The organism is Kitasatospora griseola, from assembly GCF_014648555.1.
GTDB classification, from domain to species: domain Bacteria; phylum Actinomycetota; class Actinomycetes; order Streptomycetales; family Streptomycetaceae; genus Kitasatospora; species Kitasatospora griseola.
Map to the genome: position 1 here is coordinate 112,118 of NZ_BMRI01000013.1, position 16,835 is coordinate 128,952.

Annotated in this window: 16 protein-coding genes; 9 read left to right on the top strand and 7 right to left on the bottom strand. The window is 70.5% G+C overall.

The features are described 5' to 3' along the window. The first annotated feature begins 396 nt into the window (after positions 1 to 396). On the top strand, positions 397 to 1,401 hold the full coding sequence (locus IEZ12_RS18630) for a GNAT family N-acetyltransferase (RefSeq protein WP_189273001.1): 1,005 nt from the start codon (positions 397 to 399) through the stop codon (positions 1,399 to 1,401). A gap of 202 nt (positions 1,402 to 1,603) precedes the next feature. Here IEZ12_RS18630 and IEZ12_RS18635 read toward each other — a convergent pair whose 3' ends face one another. Continuing rightward, positions 1,604 to 2,449 (bottom strand): spermidine synthase, encoded by an 846-nt coding sequence (locus tag IEZ12_RS18635; RefSeq protein WP_189273002.1) that lies wholly within the window; start codon positions 2,447 to 2,449, stop codon positions 1,604 to 1,606. 187 nt (positions 2,450 to 2,636) lie between these two features. On the opposite strand from IEZ12_RS18635, the gene IEZ12_RS18640 reads away from it, so the two are divergent. Next, positions 2,637 to 3,590: an alpha/beta hydrolase gene (locus IEZ12_RS18640; protein ID WP_229847687.1), complete on the top strand. Its 954-nt coding sequence runs from the start codon at positions 2,637 to 2,639 to the stop codon at positions 3,588 to 3,590. A 132-nt stretch (positions 3,591 to 3,722) separates the two neighbouring features. Here IEZ12_RS18640 and IEZ12_RS18645 read toward each other — a convergent pair whose 3' ends face one another. From IEZ12_RS18645 to IEZ12_RS18660, 4 genes are all read right to left on the bottom strand, one after another. Then, positions 3,723 to 4,805 (bottom strand): AI-2E family transporter, encoded by a 1,083-nt coding sequence (locus tag IEZ12_RS18645; protein ID WP_229847668.1) that lies wholly within the window; start codon positions 4,803 to 4,805, stop codon positions 3,723 to 3,725. 533 nt (positions 4,806 to 5,338) lie between these two features. Continuing rightward, positions 5,339 to 6,055, bottom strand: a complete 717-nt coding sequence (locus tag IEZ12_RS18650) for a glycerophosphodiester phosphodiesterase (protein WP_189273004.1) — start codon at positions 6,053 to 6,055, stop codon at positions 5,339 to 5,341. A 197-nt stretch (positions 6,056 to 6,252) separates the two neighbouring features. Next, positions 6,253 to 6,666, bottom strand: a complete 414-nt coding sequence (locus tag IEZ12_RS18655; protein ID WP_189273005.1) for a TOBE domain-containing protein — start codon at positions 6,664 to 6,666, stop codon at positions 6,253 to 6,255. A 174-nt stretch (positions 6,667 to 6,840) separates the two neighbouring features. After that, the gene (locus IEZ12_RS18660; RefSeq protein WP_189273006.1) at positions 6,841 to 8,166 is read right to left on the bottom strand and encodes an ROK family transcriptional regulator; all 1,326 of its coding nucleotides are present in this window, start codon (positions 8,164 to 8,166) and stop codon (positions 6,841 to 6,843) included. Between the two features lie 85 nt (positions 8,167 to 8,251). Here IEZ12_RS18660 and IEZ12_RS18665 point away from each other — a divergent pair, with 85 nt between their 5' ends. Continuing rightward, the gene (locus tag IEZ12_RS18665) at positions 8,252 to 9,445 is read left to right on the top strand and encodes an MFS transporter (protein ID WP_189273082.1); all 1,194 of its coding nucleotides are present in this window, start codon (positions 8,252 to 8,254) and stop codon (positions 9,443 to 9,445) included. Positions 9,446 to 9,653: 208 nt separating this feature from the next. Here IEZ12_RS18665 and IEZ12_RS18670 read toward each other — a convergent pair whose 3' ends face one another. Then, on the bottom strand, positions 9,654 to 10,319 hold the full coding sequence (locus tag IEZ12_RS18670) for a class I SAM-dependent methyltransferase (protein ID WP_189273007.1): 666 nt from the start codon (positions 10,317 to 10,319) through the stop codon (positions 9,654 to 9,656). A gap of 234 nt (positions 10,320 to 10,553) precedes the next feature. Between IEZ12_RS18670 and IEZ12_RS18675 the strand changes: the two genes are divergently transcribed. Both IEZ12_RS18675 and IEZ12_RS18680 read left to right on the top strand, forming a co-directional pair. Continuing rightward, complete coding sequence (locus IEZ12_RS18675) at positions 10,554 to 11,456, top strand: deoxyribonuclease IV (protein WP_189273008.1); 903 nt, start codon at positions 10,554 to 10,556, stop codon at positions 11,454 to 11,456. Between the two features lie 133 nt (positions 11,457 to 11,589). Next, positions 11,590 to 12,429: a TVP38/TMEM64 family protein gene (locus IEZ12_RS18680; protein WP_189273009.1), complete on the top strand. Its 840-nt coding sequence runs from the start codon at positions 11,590 to 11,592 to the stop codon at positions 12,427 to 12,429. A gap of 102 nt (positions 12,430 to 12,531) precedes the next feature. On the opposite strand, the gene IEZ12_RS18685 is transcribed toward IEZ12_RS18680, so the two are convergent. Then, positions 12,532 to 12,900, bottom strand: coding sequence for a YrdB family protein (locus tag IEZ12_RS18685; protein WP_189273010.1), 369 nt, complete (start codon positions 12,898 to 12,900; stop codon positions 12,532 to 12,534). A 361-nt stretch (positions 12,901 to 13,261) separates the two neighbouring features. Between IEZ12_RS18685 and IEZ12_RS18690 the strand changes: the two genes are divergently transcribed. The 4 genes from IEZ12_RS18690 (at position 13,262) to IEZ12_RS18705 (ending at position 16,822) form a co-directional block, all read left to right on the top strand. Beyond that, positions 13,262 to 13,720, top strand: coding sequence for a mycothiol transferase (locus tag IEZ12_RS18690; RefSeq protein ID WP_268250258.1), 459 nt, complete (start codon positions 13,262 to 13,264; stop codon positions 13,718 to 13,720). A 313-nt stretch (positions 13,721 to 14,033) separates the two neighbouring features. Beyond that, a complete protein-coding gene (locus IEZ12_RS18695) occupies positions 14,034 to 14,390 on the top strand; it encodes a cell division protein SepF (RefSeq protein WP_189273011.1) in 357 nt (118 codons plus the stop codon). 261 nt (positions 14,391 to 14,651) lie between these two features. After that, positions 14,652 to 15,206: a TetR/AcrR family transcriptional regulator gene (locus IEZ12_RS18700; RefSeq protein ID WP_189273012.1), complete on the top strand. Its 555-nt coding sequence runs from the start codon at positions 14,652 to 14,654 to the stop codon at positions 15,204 to 15,206. Continuing rightward, positions 15,203 to 16,822 carry an MFS transporter gene (locus IEZ12_RS18705; RefSeq protein WP_189273013.1) on the top strand — a complete coding sequence of 540 codons (1,620 nt, stop codon included), beginning with the start codon at positions 15,203 to 15,205 and terminating at the stop codon, positions 16,820 to 16,822. Before IEZ12_RS18700 ends, IEZ12_RS18705 begins: the two co-directional genes overlap by 4 nt. The last annotated feature ends 13 nt before the right edge of the window (positions 16,823 to 16,835 follow it).

Genomic DNA, 16,835 nt, shown 5'->3' on the forward strand with positions numbered 1-16,835 from the left:
TTCACCGTAACCTGCCCGTTTGTCCGGTGCATCAGACCACCAATCCTGCCTTCGCGTCGCCGCCAGCCGCCCCGACCGGTGGTTTCCGAGATCGCTCAGAGATCTCGGAAGAAGTGCCGGAAAATAATTTGCGGACCGTCGGCCGGTCTTTCTAAGATCCGGGACACTGACGGTGGATCAGCTCCATCGACGGTCTGGCAGTGACTCATTGGCGACCTGGCACTGCACGCACGCTGTCAGGGTTTCGAGAGGAGGTCCCGTGGTGGTGCCGATAGTTCATCTCCCTCCCACGGCGCACCCGACTCGTGCGACCGCCTGATCCGTCTCCACTTCAACGGTCATCATGCGTCGCAACGATCGGGCTCGCCTCCCACCCTTCCCTGTCCCGGAGGCACTGTGATCTTCCGTCCGATCCTTTCCCAGGAGCTTGACGCTGTCCTCTCCTGCATCCAGCTCGACCCGTCCACCATGGTCTCCGCCGATGTCGTCCGCGCCCGGCTTGCCGAAGGCGAGTACCGTCCGGAGTGGATCTGGATTGCCGAGGCACGGCCCGAGCGAATGCCGTTGGTGGTCGCCGTTTGGTGGGGCATGCCCGGCGATGCTCGCCCCCGAAGCCTGGACGCCCTGTTCATCACCGGCGCTCCATCGGCTCGCGCCACTCTCGATGCGCAAGGTTTGCAGCCACCCCCGCTGTCCGGTGACTCTCGCACCGCAGCTGCTGCCGCCCTCCTTGGGGCTGCCCACCAGGGCTTCGCCGCTGACGGCCTCGCTGTCCCGCCGGACTACCATCTGTTTCTGCCGCCGACCTGGCGTGGTCAGCCCGAGGCTGCCGCAGCAGTGGAGTGGCGCCGCGAGGCAGCGAAAGCGGCCGGCCTTCGCCGTTCCACCGAGCGTCTCCGTTTCGAGTGGACTGCGGAACGGCCGGTGCCCACCCTGTCGGACCGACTGGTGTTCACGCCGGAGCCCGACGACGAGGTGTTCGTCGATCTCTTCCGCCGAGTCCTGCCCGGCAGCCTGGACGCAGCCACCACACACAAGGCGCTGCTTCTCGGGCCGGAGGAACAGGCCCGGAACGATGTCGCCTTCTACCACCACGACATGCTCGGTGAGCGCTCCTGGTGGCGAATAGCTCGAACGTCCAGCGGGCAGGTGGTCGGCTTCGGGATCCCGTCACGCAACCCCACTGCGCCTGTAGTGGGCTATCTCGGAGTCCTTCCCGAATTCCGCGGACGGGGCTTCGTGGCCGAGATCCTCGCCGAAGTCACCAGAGTCCTCGCCGACGAGGCCAAGGAGTCCGTCGTCCGTGCCGACACGGACCTCACCAACCACCCCATGATTGCCGCCTTCGAGCTGCTCGGTTACCGCGAAACAGCGCGCCGACTCGTTCTCTCCGCGGACTGATCAGCTCACTCGTATCCGGTCCGCTTGGCCAGCCATGTCTGCCATCGGCTGAACGGCACGCCCACACCGCCGCTGTCCGGCGTTCCGTTCAGCCGATGCTCGTCCTGGCCAATTCCTGACCCGCCGTCCCGTCTTCCAGGGAATGGAGCGCGGCATCAAGTACGACTTCCTGCACAGCACCCCGCGAGAGCCGCTGTCCGGCTCAGCTCAACGAAAACGCCCCAGCGGGTGGGGGCGGCGAATCCTCCGCGGTCGCATCCGTGACCGGCTCGGACGCCTGCTGCGGCGATTCCGTCAGTCGGGCGGGGAAGGGATCGGAGGCAAGCAGCCGACTCAACTCCCCCGTGGGCAAAGGCTCATCGGAGCCGATCAGCAGAACGTTCCCGTACCGTCGGCCGCGCAGCACGCTGGGCTCGGCCACCAGGCAGACGTGGGCGAAGACGGCAGCAACGGTCGCCGTCTGGGCCTTGGCGAACGCGAGTGGCGGACCATCTGCGAGGTTCGCTGCGTAGCACCCACCGGGCCGGAGCGTGGCCGCGGCCAGCCGGACGAACTCCACGCTCGTGAGGTGCGCCGGCGTCCGCGATCCGCGGAAGACGTCCGCCACCACAACGTCGAACGTCCCTCGCGCCACGGATTCGAGCGCCGACCGCGCATCGCCGACCACCACGTCGATACCGGACGGCCACGGGAGGTACTCCGCGATGAACTCGGTCAACGGCCCGTCGACCTCGACCACTTGCTGCCGCGAGCCAGGCCGAGTCCGGGCCAGGTATCGGGGCAGGGTGAGCGCACCACCACCGAGGTGCAGGACGTCGAGCGGCTCCCCCGAGTCTGCGACCACGTCCAGCAGGTGGGCGATCCGCTGCACGTACTCGAACTCCAGGTGCGTGGGGTCCTGGAGGTCGACATACGACTGCGGGGTGCCGTCGAGGGTGAGCAGCCAACCGCCCTCGTCGTCGATGTCGGGCATCAGCTTGGCTGTCCCGAGCGCCACCTGGCGCTCCACGGGGCGCGGGTCGGGCAGGCCGGCGGTCGGCCCGGTCATCGGGCAGGCCTCCGGAGTGTGACGGGGCGGAGAACGATCGACGAAGGGACAACCATGCGGGCAGCTTAGGCCCGACCAGGGCAGTCTTCCCAAACCGAGCGATCTACCGACCGGTATGGTCGCGGAGATGGACCACCCCGGACGGCCCCGGGGCGGCGCAGCAGAGCAGGAAGTGGGTGTGGCTGACATGGAGTTCCGCGAAGACATCCTGGGTGCCCCGTACGAAGCGGCGGAGCTCCCTCTGATCCCGGACGAGGAAGGGGAAGTCAGTGCCACGCTGATCCGCAGGCTGGTTCCGGGATCCCGTCAGGCGGTGCTGTACCTGCACGGCTACACCGACTACTTCTTCCAGACTCACCTCGCCGACCATTTCGCGGCCGCGGGCTATTCCTTCTACGCCCTGGATCTGCGCAAGTACGGCCGATCGCTTCGACCCCACCAGTCCCCCAACTTCGTCACTGACCTCACCGCGTACGACGAGGAACTGGACGAGGCGATCCGTGTGATCCGGGAAGTCGACGGCCACACCCGGGTGCTGATGAACGGACACTCCACCGGCGGGTTGGTGGCGGCGCTGTGGACGTCCCGGCGTGGTGGGCGTGGACTGGTCGACGGCCTGTTCCTCAACAGCCCGTTCCTGTCGATGCCGGCCTCGCCCGTGGTTCGCACCCTCGGGGCGCCTGCACTCGATGCCCTCGGTCGGGCCACTCCCACCCGGAAGCTACCGACACCACTCAACCCGCACTACGTCCACAGCCTTCACCGGGAGCACCGCGGCAGCTGGGAATTCGACCTCACATTGAAGCCGGCCGAAGGCTTTCCGCTCTATGCCGGTTGGCTGGCGGCGATCCAGCGCGGACACCGCACGGTCCGACGCGGGCTCTCCGTCGACTGTCCGATCCTGATGATGGCCTCCACGGCGTCCACCGTCACCAGCCGGTGGGATCCCGCACTGATGCACACCGACGGGGTCCTGCGCGCCGACGACATTGCCTCGCTCGCACCACGTCTCGGCCGACACGTCACCATCATTCGCATCGAAGGCGGTGTCCATGACCTGGTTCTCTCGTCCGAGGCCGTCCGGGCGCAGGTGTTCGCCGAACTGGACCGTTGGCTCGCCGCCTACTTCCCCGCTCCCTGACCGTCTCAGCACGGCCGGGGGCCGCTGACCGGGGCTGCCCCGGCGCTGCCACCAACGACCATCCGCCAGGTACCCACCCACCTGGCCCTCAGCCGGGAAGCCCGCCACTGATCAACGATCGGATTCGAAGCTTCAGCTCTCAGGACTTTGGCTCTCGGAGCGGTGTCGCCTGCGACGGTTCGTCGGCGCCCCAGGCGTCTTCGCACTGCCGCGCAGTACCGACACCACGCCGAGGCCGGCCGCGCTGACCGGAACGGCGAGGAGGGCTCCGATGATTCCGGCGATCCCGGAGCCCGCCACCACCGCAATCATGATCGTCGCGGGGTGGAGCTCGACGGTCCTGCTCTGAATGACCGGCTGAAGGATGTTGCCCTCGATCGCCTGCACCGCCAGCACCACACCAAGCGCCCAGAGGGCAGTACCGAGGCCGCCGTTCGCGAGGGCCACGAGTACCGCCACAGTTCCGGAGAGAAAGGCCCCGACGAACGGGATGTAGGACCCCATGAAAACCAGGGCGCCCAATCCGGCCGCGCCCGGGACACCGAGGAGCAGCAGTCCGATGGAGATGAACGTCGCGTCGATCAGCGCGATCAACGTGGTGCCGCGCATGAACCCGGCCATGGCCGCGAAAGCCTGCTGACCGCAGGCGATCACCGTGTCGGAGTGCTTGCCGGGCATCAACTCGTGAATGGCGTCACCAAACCGGTGGCCGTCGCGCAGGAAGAAGAAGATCAGGGCGAGGGCCAGCACCCCTCCGGTGAGCAGTTGAGTGACCAGGCCGAGTCCGGACAGCACACCATTGGCGAGGGAGTCCACCAGATTGCTTCCCGAACCGGCGCTCTGACGGAGCGCGTACTGGATTCTGTCGCCGAGCGGTCCGAGCCATGAGGCGATCCGGTCGCCCGCCTGCTGAAGTCCGGCGGCGATCTGCGGAGCGCTGTCCACCAGGGAGTTGACGAGCAGTGCGATGCCGCTGGTGACGACCAGCACCAGAGTCGCACAGGTCAGTCCAGCTGCCGCGCCGCGGCTTACGCCGTGGTTCACCAGCCATGGCATGACCGGGTAGAGCAGGGCGGTGGCCAGTAGCGCGACCAGCATCGGGATGGTCGCCGCCCTGAGTTCCACGACCACGAACACCGCGAACCCGGCGACGGTGATGAGGAGAATCACCGCCGCCGACCAGGCAGCGGCCGCACGAACGGATGGCGGCAGCATCAGGGCCGGCCTCCGATCGTCCGACCCCGCCATGCGGGTTGCCACTACTGCACCCGTTCCCGACGGGCTCTCAGTACCTATGGAGGTGTTCTCACTTGATGTCGATCGTTCGCCGGATGCCGACGCCGCACTGGCGGGACCGCGGTCACCCTCGGCCCGCTCACCGGAGACAGGACCGTCGGCCCGTCCTCCGCTGGCCGCACCGGCTCCGGCACCTTCGGCTGGACCGGCATGTCCGCCAGCTGATCCGCTTTGACCGGCCGACCCCGGCGCACCGGGGTGGTCATCCGGCTCTGCAGCCGACGGGCCCCGATCCGAGTCGTTCACGTTGGGCTGCTTGGAGCCTCCCCGCTCGCCGGACGGTGTCTGCGGCTCGGCATGCTCGTTCGATTCGTGTGGTTCCGGAGAGTCGCCCGTTGCCACCGCCACCTCCGCCGCCGGAAAGCCGCCATGGTCGTCTTATTTCAACACGAAACGGTCATCGCAGCTGGCAGTCACCTGCTCTGCGGCGCGCCGCCGGAGATGGTGGCGTCTCACGGGGTTCGTCGGGCGTCGGGGTGCTGGTCGATCGTGCGGCGCAGCAAGGCCACCCGGTTGGAGGTGAGCGAGTCGACGCCGACGTCGAGCATGCGTCGCATCGTCCGGCGCAGGTCGACGGTCCAGGTGGCGAGGCCGAGGCCGGCGTCGTGCACGGCCGCGACGAAGCGCTCGTCGACCAGTCCGAAGGGAGGGTTGAGGTAGCTGGGGCGCAGCTCCTCCAGCAGTCGCTGCTTGGGCAGTTGAAGTCGGTTCCAGGTCAGCGAGATCTCCGCCCGGGGCGCGAGCTCCCGCACGGCGAGCATCGCGGCGACCGACCCGCAGAAGGCGACGCGGTCGGTCAGATTGAGGTCGCTGACGGTGCGCCAGGTCGCAGCGGCAGGCCGGGCGTCGTCCAGATCGATCAGCAACTGTCGGCCGTCGGTCTGCGCGACGACCGGCAGCACCTCGGCGAGGGTGGGGATCCGCAGGCCGGGCGTGGCCAGTTCCGCGAGCTGTTCGGAGGTCACGCGGTTGATCGGTCGCGGGTCGTTCCAGAGCCGTTCCAACGTCTGATCGTGGAGCAGTACAGGCGCGCCGTCCTTGGTGAGCTGGACGTCGACCTCAACGGCGTCCGCTCCCGCCGCAAGAGCGGCAGTGACCGCTGGCAGGGTGTTCTCGCGGTGCTGGTACGGGTCACCACGGTGGGCAACGGCGCGCACGCGGCTCTTCAACGGGGTCGTCCTCTCGCACAGTCGGGCAACTCACACCACGGTCCGCCTCGCCGGCGGTTGGCCGCAGAACTCCGCATCCTAGGCGGCATCCTTTCGCCACTGCGCAGGCACCTCCGATACCTGGTGACGGCCGTCGCGTCCGGCCTGCCCGGGAGACTGGCAAACCTGCAGCGGCGACGCACCAACCGGGCAGTGGGTCAGCGGCGCTCGATGACGACGTTGGTCGACTTGATGACGGCGGTGGCGGGGGCGCCGGGAACCAGTCCGAGCTCCTCCGCCGAGTCCCGGCTGATCAGCGAGACCACCCGGAACGGCCCGGCCTGGATCTCCACCTTCGCGGCCACGTCGCCCAGCACCACCGCGGTCACAATGCCGGGGAACCGATTCCTCGCCGAGGAACGCCCCTCCGCCTCGCCGTTCTCCGGACGCGCCAGCTCCCGGGCGAAGGAAGCGAGTTCGGCACCGGCAATGATCCGATGGCCGTGCTCGTCACGGGTCGCCGGCAGGCGCCCGGCGTCCACCCACCGCCGCATGGTGTCGGCGCTCACCCCCAGCATGGAGGCCGCCTCGCCGATGCGGTACGGATGGACAGGCCGGTCGGGGATGGCCATGGATGCAGCTCCTGGGCGGCTGACGGAAAGCGGGACAGACCCCGTCATCCTGCCGTACCGGCAACCGACCGCATACACACCCCACCACCGGCGGTCCTCGACCACGCGACCCGACGACCCGTCAGCTGCACGGAGCCCCGGTCCTCGGCCTGCTCACCTGCCGCGGCCGGAGCCTCACTCGCCTCCGAACAGTTCGCGGCGCGCCGCGTCACCGGCGGTCAGCACCGCGCCGGCGAGCACAGCACCTCCGCCCGCCGTACCGGCACGGACTTCGGTGGCGAGCGGAGAGAGCCGGGCAAGGTGGCGTTCGACTCGGGCAGCCAGCTCGGGCCCGCCGGCCTGGCCGATCTCGCCGCCCAGCACCACGCAGCCGGGGTCGAGCACCACGCAGATGGCGGAGGCTCCGATCGCGATCCGTCCGGCCAATTCCTCCAGGAAGGCGTCGGCTCCGCTCTGGACAGCAAGGCGCACGACGGCCTCGGCGCCGGGCGCCGGCCCGTCGGGCTCGGCGCGCAGTCCGTGGCGGGCCCCGAGTTCACAGATCGCCGCGCTGGAGACCAGCGAGTGGAACCCACCGTCGCACCGGGTGGCGTCCGGCAGGCCAATGGTTCCGGGGACGGGCAGGAACCCGATCTCGCCGGTACCGCCGGACGCCCCGCGCCGTAGTCGGCCGTCCAGCACCACCGACGCGCCGACGCCGTGGCTCAGCCAGATCAGGGCGAAATCCTTCCGGCCCTGGGCTGCGCCCATCCGATGCTCGGCGATCCCCGCCAGGTTCACCTCGTTCTCGAGGATCACCTCCGTCCCGGGGCGGGCCCGCAGGGCGGCGAGCAGCTTGCTGTGCCACTCGGGCAGCTTCCCGGAGTTGTTGAGCGCGCCGCTCACCGGGTCCACCAGGCCGGGTGCGCCGACCGCCACGGTGTGCAGTTCGCGGGCACCGGCCTCGGCGGCGGTCGCGAGCAGGACGTCGACGGTCCGCTCCACGAGCAGATCGCCCTCCCCCGCCTCATCTCCTGCGGGGCCGGTCGCCCCCGCGCCGACCACTCCAACTGCCCCGAGCGCCCGAACCGGCCGGTCGGTCGCGACAGTCGCGACACCCGAAGCAGCCTCGCCGGTCGGCAGCCGGCCCGGCCCGCCGGGCTCGCCTCCCGTCGGTGCCGCGATGGTGGCCGTGCCGAGGGCCCGCCCGGTCAGGTCGGCGACCACCAGGCTGACACCGGTGGCGCGGATGTCGATTCCGGCGAGGTGCGCTCGATCGGCGACCAGTCCGTACAGACGGGCATTGGGGCCACGGCGGAGCGCGGCACTCTCCCCGGCCTGGGCGACCAGTCCACTGCGCTGGAGCCGTTCGAGCAGGTCGGCGACAGTGGGCCGGGAGAGTCCGGTCAGCGTGCGCAGGTCGGATGCGGTGAGCGGGCCCCGTTCGAGCAGCAGGTCGAGGGCGAGCCTGTCGTTGATGGCCCGGGCGGTGCTCGGCGTGGCGGTGCGAGCGGTCGTCATGAGCCTGCATCCTTCCAGAGGTTTCTATCAGGCAGGGTCCCTGATAGTTTATTGCGAATCCGATCGACCCAAGGGGGAGCCCAGAATGGGCGAAGCTCTCAAGGATGTCCGGCGCGCAAGACTGAGCGTGGCGCTGGTGTTCGCCGTCCACGGTGCTGTCACCGGCACCTTCGTCAGCCGCATCCCGTGGATCAAGGACCAGCTGGATCTGAGTCCCGGCCAGCTCGGTGTCGCCCTGGTGTTCCCGGCGATCGGCGCCTCGATCGCCATGCCGCTGGCCGGTCGCATCGTGCACCGCTTCGGGGCCCGGGCCGCGCTGCAGGGCCTGCTCTCCCTGTGGTGCCTCTCGTTGGCGCTGCCGGCGCTCTCCCCGCACCTGGTGGTTCTCTGCCTCTCCCTGTTCTTCTACGGCGCGACGGCCGGCATGTCGGACGTGGCGATGAACGCCCAGGGCGTCGAGGTCGAGGAGCGGCTCGGCCGCTCGATCATGTCGGGCCTGCACGGGATGTGGAGCCTGGGCGGCCTGATCGGCTCCGGCTTCGGTGTACTGGCGGCGCATCAGCAGATGGACGCCCGGATCCAGTACGCGGTGACGGCGCTGATCCTGGTGCTGATCGCCCAGGTCGTGTCGCGCGGCCTGCTCGACGTCCGACCGACCGACGACGAGGAGGCGCCGCCCCGCTTCGCGCTGCCGCCGAAGGAAGCACTGGTCATCGGGCTGGTCGGCTTCTGCGCCGTCTTCGCCGAGGGCGCCTCGATGGACTGGAGCGGCGTCTATCTCCGCGACATCACCGGTGCCTCCGCATCGACCGCCGCTGCCTGCTTCACGGCCTTCGCCGCCACCATGGCCACGGCCCGCCTGGCAGGCGACGCGGTGATCCGACGCCTCGGCCCGGTGCTCACGGTGCGGATCAGCGGTGTGGTCGCCGCCGTCGGCGGCGTGCTGGTGGTTCTCGCCCACACTCCGTACCTGGCCATTCCGGGGTTCGCGCTGATCGGCATAGGCATTGCCGTCGTGGTTCCGCTCGCGTTCGCCGCCGCCGGACGGGCCGGCACCAACCCGAGTCAGTCCATCGCCGGTGTCGCCACCATCACGTACACCTCCGGCCTGGTCGCCCCGGCCGTGGTGGGTGGCATCGCCCAGGCGAGTTCGCTGACGGTCTCCTTCGTCGTCGTCACCCTGCTGGCGGCCGCACTGATTCCGTCCGCCACGGCCATGCGCCACCGCAACTCCGCGGGCTCCGCAACCCCGTCCGGCTCCTTGGAGCCCACCCGCTGAGACAGTCCGACCCGGGCCGCCGCTCGCACCACCGGCAAGGCCACCGGCACCACCGGTCGAGTCACCGACCGACCGACGCCGCCGGGGTGAGGAGCAGGAGAGCCGATCCTGCCCCTCACCGCAGGCGTGCCCAGGCCTGAAGCCCGCCCGCAGTCCCGCGCACCCGGGGCCGGGCCCGGGCCCGGATCAGCACCGGCGAAGGCTCAGCTCACCCCAGACGTTCAACGTCTCTGTCCGTCCGGCGCTGCGTCACCCGCCACAGTCGGCGCGGCAGGTCGCCCTCCTCGAACGGCTCGACCTCGGCCGGGGTCCAGCCGTCCGCCAGGCGGTCCACAAGCTCCCGCGAGAAGAAGTGCACGGCGAAGCCGCTCTGCTCCCAGATGTCGTCGCCGTGGCCGGTCCCGGTCTCGAAGTGCGCATCGCCGGTGTGCCGCACGGTGTACACGAGTACACCTCCGGGCCGCAGCACCCGCCGCACCTCCCCGACCAGCGCCTCCAACTCGGCCGTGGACAGCGCCATGCAGAACAGCATGTGCGCGTACACCGCGTCGACCGATCCGTCCGGCAGGCCCAGCGGTCGGCGGACGTCCTGCACCAGGGTGGTCACCGTCAGGCCGTCGGCGGCCGCCCGCGCGGCGAGCTGGTCGAGGCCGACGGGGCTGAAGTCGGCCGCGGTCACCGTGAAGCCCTGGCGGGCGAAGAACAGCGCGTCGCGTCCGTGTCCGGCGCCGAGTTCCAGCACGTCGCCACGGGGCGGGAACACCGTGGCAGCATGCTCTGCCGACTCCGACGGCTGGTCCCCGTACATGCCGGGGTGGGCGGAGTACGTCCGCTCCCAGTGCCCGCGCTGTGCCCGCGCCAGTGACTCGTCCATCTGCTTTCGCCTCTCCGTCCCGTCGTCTGCCCATGAACCGTTCGGTCGAACTCGGTCACCCGCCGACTGTCCGGCGGGCATCCTCGGACCGACTCCGCGGGGCCGCCCCGGCCCGCTCGGCAAACCCGCTCGGCAGGCCCGTGCGAGCTCCGCCGAATGGCCGGCCACGGGAGAGAAAGCCGTCGACGACCCCGGTGACCTGCTGGTCCATCCTGCCGTGGGATGCTCGGGGCCATGAATTCCGCCCCGCGAAACCCGATCGGCGCCCATGTTCCCGTGGCCGGAAAGGGTCTGGCGGGGACGGGGCTGGCTTACGCCGCCAAGGTCGGTGCGGAGGCGGTGCAGGTGTTCGTCGCCAACCCGCGCGGGTGGGCCACTCCGGCCGGGAATCCCGCGCACGACCTGGCGTTCCGTACGGCGTGCGCGGAGCAGGGCATCCCGGCGTACGTCCACGCGCCCTACCTGATCAACTTCGGCTCCGACTCGCCGGCGACCCGTGAGCGTTCGGTCGAGTCGCTGACGCACTCGCTGCACCGCTCGGCGGCGATCGGCGCGCTCGGCGCGGTGGTTCACACCGGTTCGGCGCTGTGCGGTACCCGGGAGGAGGCGCTGGCCGAGGTTCGCGCGCAGGTCATGCCGATCCTGGACGGCCTCGATCGGTACGGGGACGACGCCCCGTGGCTGTTGCTGGAGCCGACGGCCGGCCAGGGCAGCTCGCTGTGCGCCCGGATGGAGGATCTCGCCGCCTACCTGGACGCGCTCGACCACCACCCACTGGTCGGCGTCTGCCTGGACACCTGCCACGCCTTCGCCGCCGGCCACGACCTGGCCGCCCCCGATGGGGTCGACGAGCTCTTCGAAGCCCTGCACCAGGCGGTCGGCCCGGGCCGGCTCCGGCTGATCCACGCCAATGACTCGCAGGACGTCGCGGGCGCCCGCAAGGATCGCCACGAGAACATCGGCGCCGGTCACATCGGCGCCGCCGCCTTCCGGGCTCTACTGGCGCACCCGGCCACCGCCGGCGTCCCGCTGATCATCGAGACCCCGGACGGACGCCACGACCCCAACCGCGTCGAAGGTGTCCGGCATGCCGCCGACATCGCCCTGCTGAAGCAACTGCGCCGCCCCACCGTCTGAGCCCGCACCCGCCGACGCCCCCCACGGGTTCCGCCCCCGCCCGTCCGCCGCCGTCGCCGCCCGCCCGGGGCCGCGCACCGACTACCGCACACCCTCGCCGGACCATCACGACGGCCCCGGTTAAGCTCGCCGAGTGCCCGCCCCGCAGCCGACATCCGGCCCCACCGCGCCGCTCCTCGTCCATGCCGACGGCGACACCGACGTCCGCACGGCCGACACCAACGCAACCGACACCAGCGCAACCACCGCCAACACAGCCGCCACCGACACAACCCCCGCCACCAGCACCGTCACCCCGGCTGCGGACGCCACCCCGGCCGAGCCCGCCCCGCACCCTCGCGCGCACCGCCACGCGCTGCTGCGCCTCGGCCTGCTCGCGGCCGTCCTCGCGGCTGCCGCCGCCTCGCTGCTGCTCTGGGATCCGACGGCGGTGCTCGCGGCGGCGACCGGTCCGTGGCGGATGCCGATCGCACTGGCGGCCTACGCCTTCGGCACCGTGGCATTCCTGCCGCGCCCGGCGTTGAACGCGGGAATGGGTCTGCTGTTCGGTTCGCTGTGGGGCGTGCCGCTGGCGGTCGCCGGTTCGGCGGTGGGCGCGATCGTGGCATTCACGCTGGGCCGGTCGCTCGGCCGGGACGCTCTGCGGCCGCTGGTGCGCGGCAAGGTGCTGATCGAGATCGACCGCCGGCTGTCCGAGCAGGGTTTCCGCAGCGTGCTGCTGGTGCGACTGTTCCCGGGGGCGCCGTTCCAGGCGGGCAATTTCGCCTGCGCGTTCTCGGGGGTCCGGTTCTGGCCGTACCTGGCGGCGACCGTGCTCGGCGTGGTCCCGACCACCGCGGCGTACGTGATCGCGGGGGCGAGTGCGAGCTCGCCCGGATCCCCGGCGTTCCTGATCTCGGCGTCGGTGATCGCCGCAATGTGTGTGTTCAGCGCCGTCTCACTCTGGCGCGCCCGCTCCCGCCGCACCACCTGACCGCCCGGCCACTGCCCGCCGCCGCCCGCCGCACATCGCCACAGGAGCCGGACCGGCGACCGGAGCCCGGGCCCACGCCACCTCACGGACGCCGTCGCCGGCCTACCGCTCGATCGCCGGCGACCATTCGCCGACCAGCCGCAGCCACACCGTGTTGACGATCATCAGCACGCCGAGCCAGATCGCCCAGCTCGCGTGGCCGGTGACCGCCAGCAGGGCCACCGATCCGCCCCAGATCAGCAGTTGCACGCCGTACCAGGCCACCGCCGAGTCGCGCACCGGCCGTCGCGGTGCGGCGTAACGTCCCCACAGCACGGCCGCGGCCACCGGCAGCACCAACGCGATCAGCACACGTACCGCCACGGGTCCACCACCCCACAGCCCGTACCCGCCGACCGCCAGTGCGACCAGCGAGGCCAACTCCAGCAGCAGACGTAGCGTCAACTGCACCCCCGTCATCACCTTGCGCACACCCACACCCCACCCGCATCAACCAGCACTGAAGATCCGATCATCGCACCACCCCTTGCGCCCACCCGGACCAACTCAACCCAAGCCGCCACCCACCTGAAAACAGCTCGCACACCCCACCACCCGTCCCCCACCATGACGGCATGACGGACGCCAACGCCCCCCGCACCCCTCCCCGCATCACTCCACCCTTCGCCGCCGACGAGGCGACCACGCTCAACCATGCTCAGCGCCTGGTTGGACTTCCACCACGCCACCCTCGCCCTCAAGCGCGAGGGGCTGACGCCGGACCAGCTCCGTGAACAGTCCTGTCCTCCGTCCCCGATGTCACTGCTCGGGCTGATCCGACAACCTGGCGGAGGTGGAGCGGCACTGGTTCCGCCGGTACCTGAACGGCGAGACTCTGGAGCCGGCCGACCGGTACTGGTATGACGCGCTCCCGGACGGCGACTTCGCCCTGGCCGACGACGCGGATCCGGTGGCCGACACTGCCGCCCGGCAGGAGGACGTCGCCTGCACCCGTGCCACGATCGAGGGTGTGTCGTTGGACACCGTGACCAAGCGTCCGTGGCGCGGCAATGAAGTGACGCTCCGTTGGCTCCTCTTCCACCTGGTCGAGGAGTACACCCGGCACAACAGCCACGCCAACCTGCTGCGCAAACGGATCGTCGGCGCGATCCGCGACCGACCCCACCGGGCTCCCGACGCGCCGACGTACGCGACACGCCCAACAGCACAGACGAGACGAACGCCACGCACGACACGCGGCCCCGAGGAAAGAACCGGGGGCCCGTGGCCCGAAACCAACCCCATCAGGTGAAGCCGTTACATGATTGTTGACACGCAGTCAACTGTCCTCCGGCCGCCACCGATAGTGTCGTCGCGCGCAACCGTTCACCGGCCGCCGGCGTCGTTACGAATATCCGGGTAAGCACGGATTTTCGCCCGCGCCACAACCCGTCGGGTGAGCGCGTGCGGGCACTTCTACGGTGATCAGTGCGATACTCGGACAGTTCCAACAAGTGGATGACGTGTCAAAACGACCCGTTGTCCTCCGGGGGACGAGTACGGAACGAGACAGGGAGGCGCGGCTAATGGGAGCACTTCGCGACGAGCACCACAACGGGTGGCTTATGCCCTCCGGCAGCTACCCGGCCGCGATGTACGAGGAAGCGTGGGACGGCGAGGAGACGCTGCCGGGCGGGCAGATCGGGCCGTCCAAGATCGTCTCGCTCCGGCCCACCGGGTTCGAGGCCGCCCGCACCGTCGGCGAGCACATCCGTGCCGCCACGCCGGTGGTCATGGACCTCACCGAGATGAACGACGCCGAGGCCAAGCGGATGGTCGACTTCGCCTCCGGCCTGATCTTCGGCACCCGCGGCGGCATCGAGCGGATCGCCCGCCGGGTGTTCCTGCTCACGCCGGCGGACGTCGAGGTGATGGTCATCGACCGCCCGCTCGACGAGACCGGCTTCTACAACCAGAGCTGAGCCCGGCCGGCGGCCCGACCGGCCGCAACGGCACAGCCCCACAGCACGTCACCCCCGAAGACCCCGCGCCCCGCGCGGGGTCTTCGACGTGCAGGCACCCCACACACGCCCCGGAAACCCGCACCACCTGCAGAAACCCGCACCACCCCAAGAGCCCGCACCACCCCGAGAACCCTCGAAAGTCTGCACCACCCCTACCGTCATTGAGACTCCCAGCTCCAGAGTGAGACACAAACGTCTCATCTGCGTTATGCTGCTCTCATGGCTACCGACCGCGACTCCGTCCTTGAGGCAGCCGTCGGCGTCCTCTCCCGACGCCCGACGGCGCATCTCGACGAGATCGCCCGCGCCGCCGGCATCAGCCGCGCCACCCTGCACCGGATCTTCCCGGGCCGGGAGGCGCTGATCCGCGAGGTGGGCGCCCTCGGCCTGCGCCGGTTCTCCACCGCGCTGGATGTCGCGCAGGTGGAGCAGGGCAGCGCCGAGGCGGCGTTGCGTCGACTGGTGGACGCGGTGGTGCCGGATGCCGCGCTGTGCGCGTTCCTGGCCGGTGAGAACCAGCTGTACGACGATCCCGAGATCAATGACCTGTGGGAGCTCCAGGACGCCCGGGTCCGCGCACTGTTCCTGCGCGGGCAGCAGGAAGGGACGTTCCGGGTCGAGCTCTCGGCCGGCTGGCTCAGCGAGGCGTTCTTCGATCTGGTGGCCGGCATCGGCTGGGCCGTCCAGGAAGGCCGGCTCGCCCCTCGCGAAAGTGCATTCTCGCTCGCCGAGTTGTTCCTCGACGGCGCTCTACGGAGACCTGATACCCCATGAGTTCCCCCCTCGCCGTCCGCCCCGACCACACCGGGGACGGCCGGTTCGACCACCGCCGGTCCGGCCACCGCTGGACCGGTCTCGGCGTCCTCGTGCTCGCCGTCACCCTGGTGGCGGTGGATGCGACGGTGCTGTCCCTCGCCATCCCGTCGATCACCGAGACCCTTCGCCCGTCCGGCACCCAGCTGCTCTGGATCGGCGACGCCTACTCCTTCGTGCTGGCCGGCCTGCTGGTGTCGATGGGTGCGCTCAGCGACCGGCTGGGGCGCAAGCGGGTGCTGCTGGCGGGGTCGGCGGCATTCGGCGCGGCCTCGCTGCTGGCGGCGTACGCGCCGGGTCCGGGCTGGCTGATCCTGGCCCGGGCGCTGCTGGGTGTGGCGGGTGCGACGATCATGCCGTCCACGCTGTCGTTGATCCGCGCACTGTTCCCGGACGCCCGGGAGCGGGCGACCGCGATCGGCATCTGGGGTGCGGGCGCGACGGCGGGTGCGGCGCTCGGCCCGCTGGTGGGCGGGGTGCTGCTGGAGCACTTCTGGTGGGGGTCGGTGTTCCTGCTGAACCTGCCGGTGATGGTGCTGCTGCTGGTGTTCGGCGCCTGGTTGCTGCCGGAGTCCCGCGATCCTCGTCCGGGCCGCTGGGACATGCCGAGCGTGCTGCTGTCGATGACGGGCGTGATCGGCGCGGTGTACGGGATCAAGGAGTTCGCCGCACACGGCCTGGCCTCCTGGACCACTCCGGCGACGTTCGTCCTGGGCGCGGCCGCCCTGGCGCTGTTCGTACGGCGTCAGCTCCGCCTGCCGACTCCGCTGCTGGAGGTCCGGCTGTTCCGTGACCCGCGGTTCACGGCGGCGGTGGTGTCCTCGCTGATCAGCCTGATCGGGCTGTCCGGTGTGATCTTCTTCATGTCGCAGTACCTCCAGCTGGTGCGCGGCTACTCGCCGCTCTCGGCGGGTGTCGCCGAACTCCCGGCCTTCGTCGGCTCGGTGGTCGGCGGTCTGCTGACGGCCCGGCTGGCGCGGCGCGCGGGTGCGCGCCGGGTGCTGACGGCCAGTCTGCTGGTGATGGGGCTGGGCATCGCGGTGCTGGGCCTGATCCGCGTGGACAGCGCGTACCTGCTGATCGGCTCGTCCTTCCTGGCGCTGGGCACCGCCGAAGGCGTGGTGTACACCCTCTCCTCGGACCTGGTGCTGGGTACCGCCCCGGCCGACAAGGCGGGCGCCGCCTCTGCGGTGTCGGAAACGGCGTACGAGCTGGGCGCGGCGCTGGGCATCGCACTGGTCGGCTCGGTCGTGACGGCCCTGTACGCGGGGTCGCTCACCGTCCCGCCCAGCACGGACCCGGCGCTGGCCGACCAGGCCGGCCAGTCCCTCGGCGGCGCGGTGCAGGCCGCCGCGACCCTGCCGGGCGACCTCGCCGGGCAGCTGCTGACCAGCGCGAACAACGCCTTCGTCCACGGCATCAACATCGCCGCCTGGGTCTCGGCCGCCCTACTGCTGGCCTCCGCCGCCTTCGCCCGCCACCTCCTCCGCCCCCGCAACAGCAACGACACCGGCACCGACACCACTCCGACGGCCCCCGGCCTCCCGGAGACCCACCCCGAGCCGGCGCACCACTGACGCCCCGTCCGGC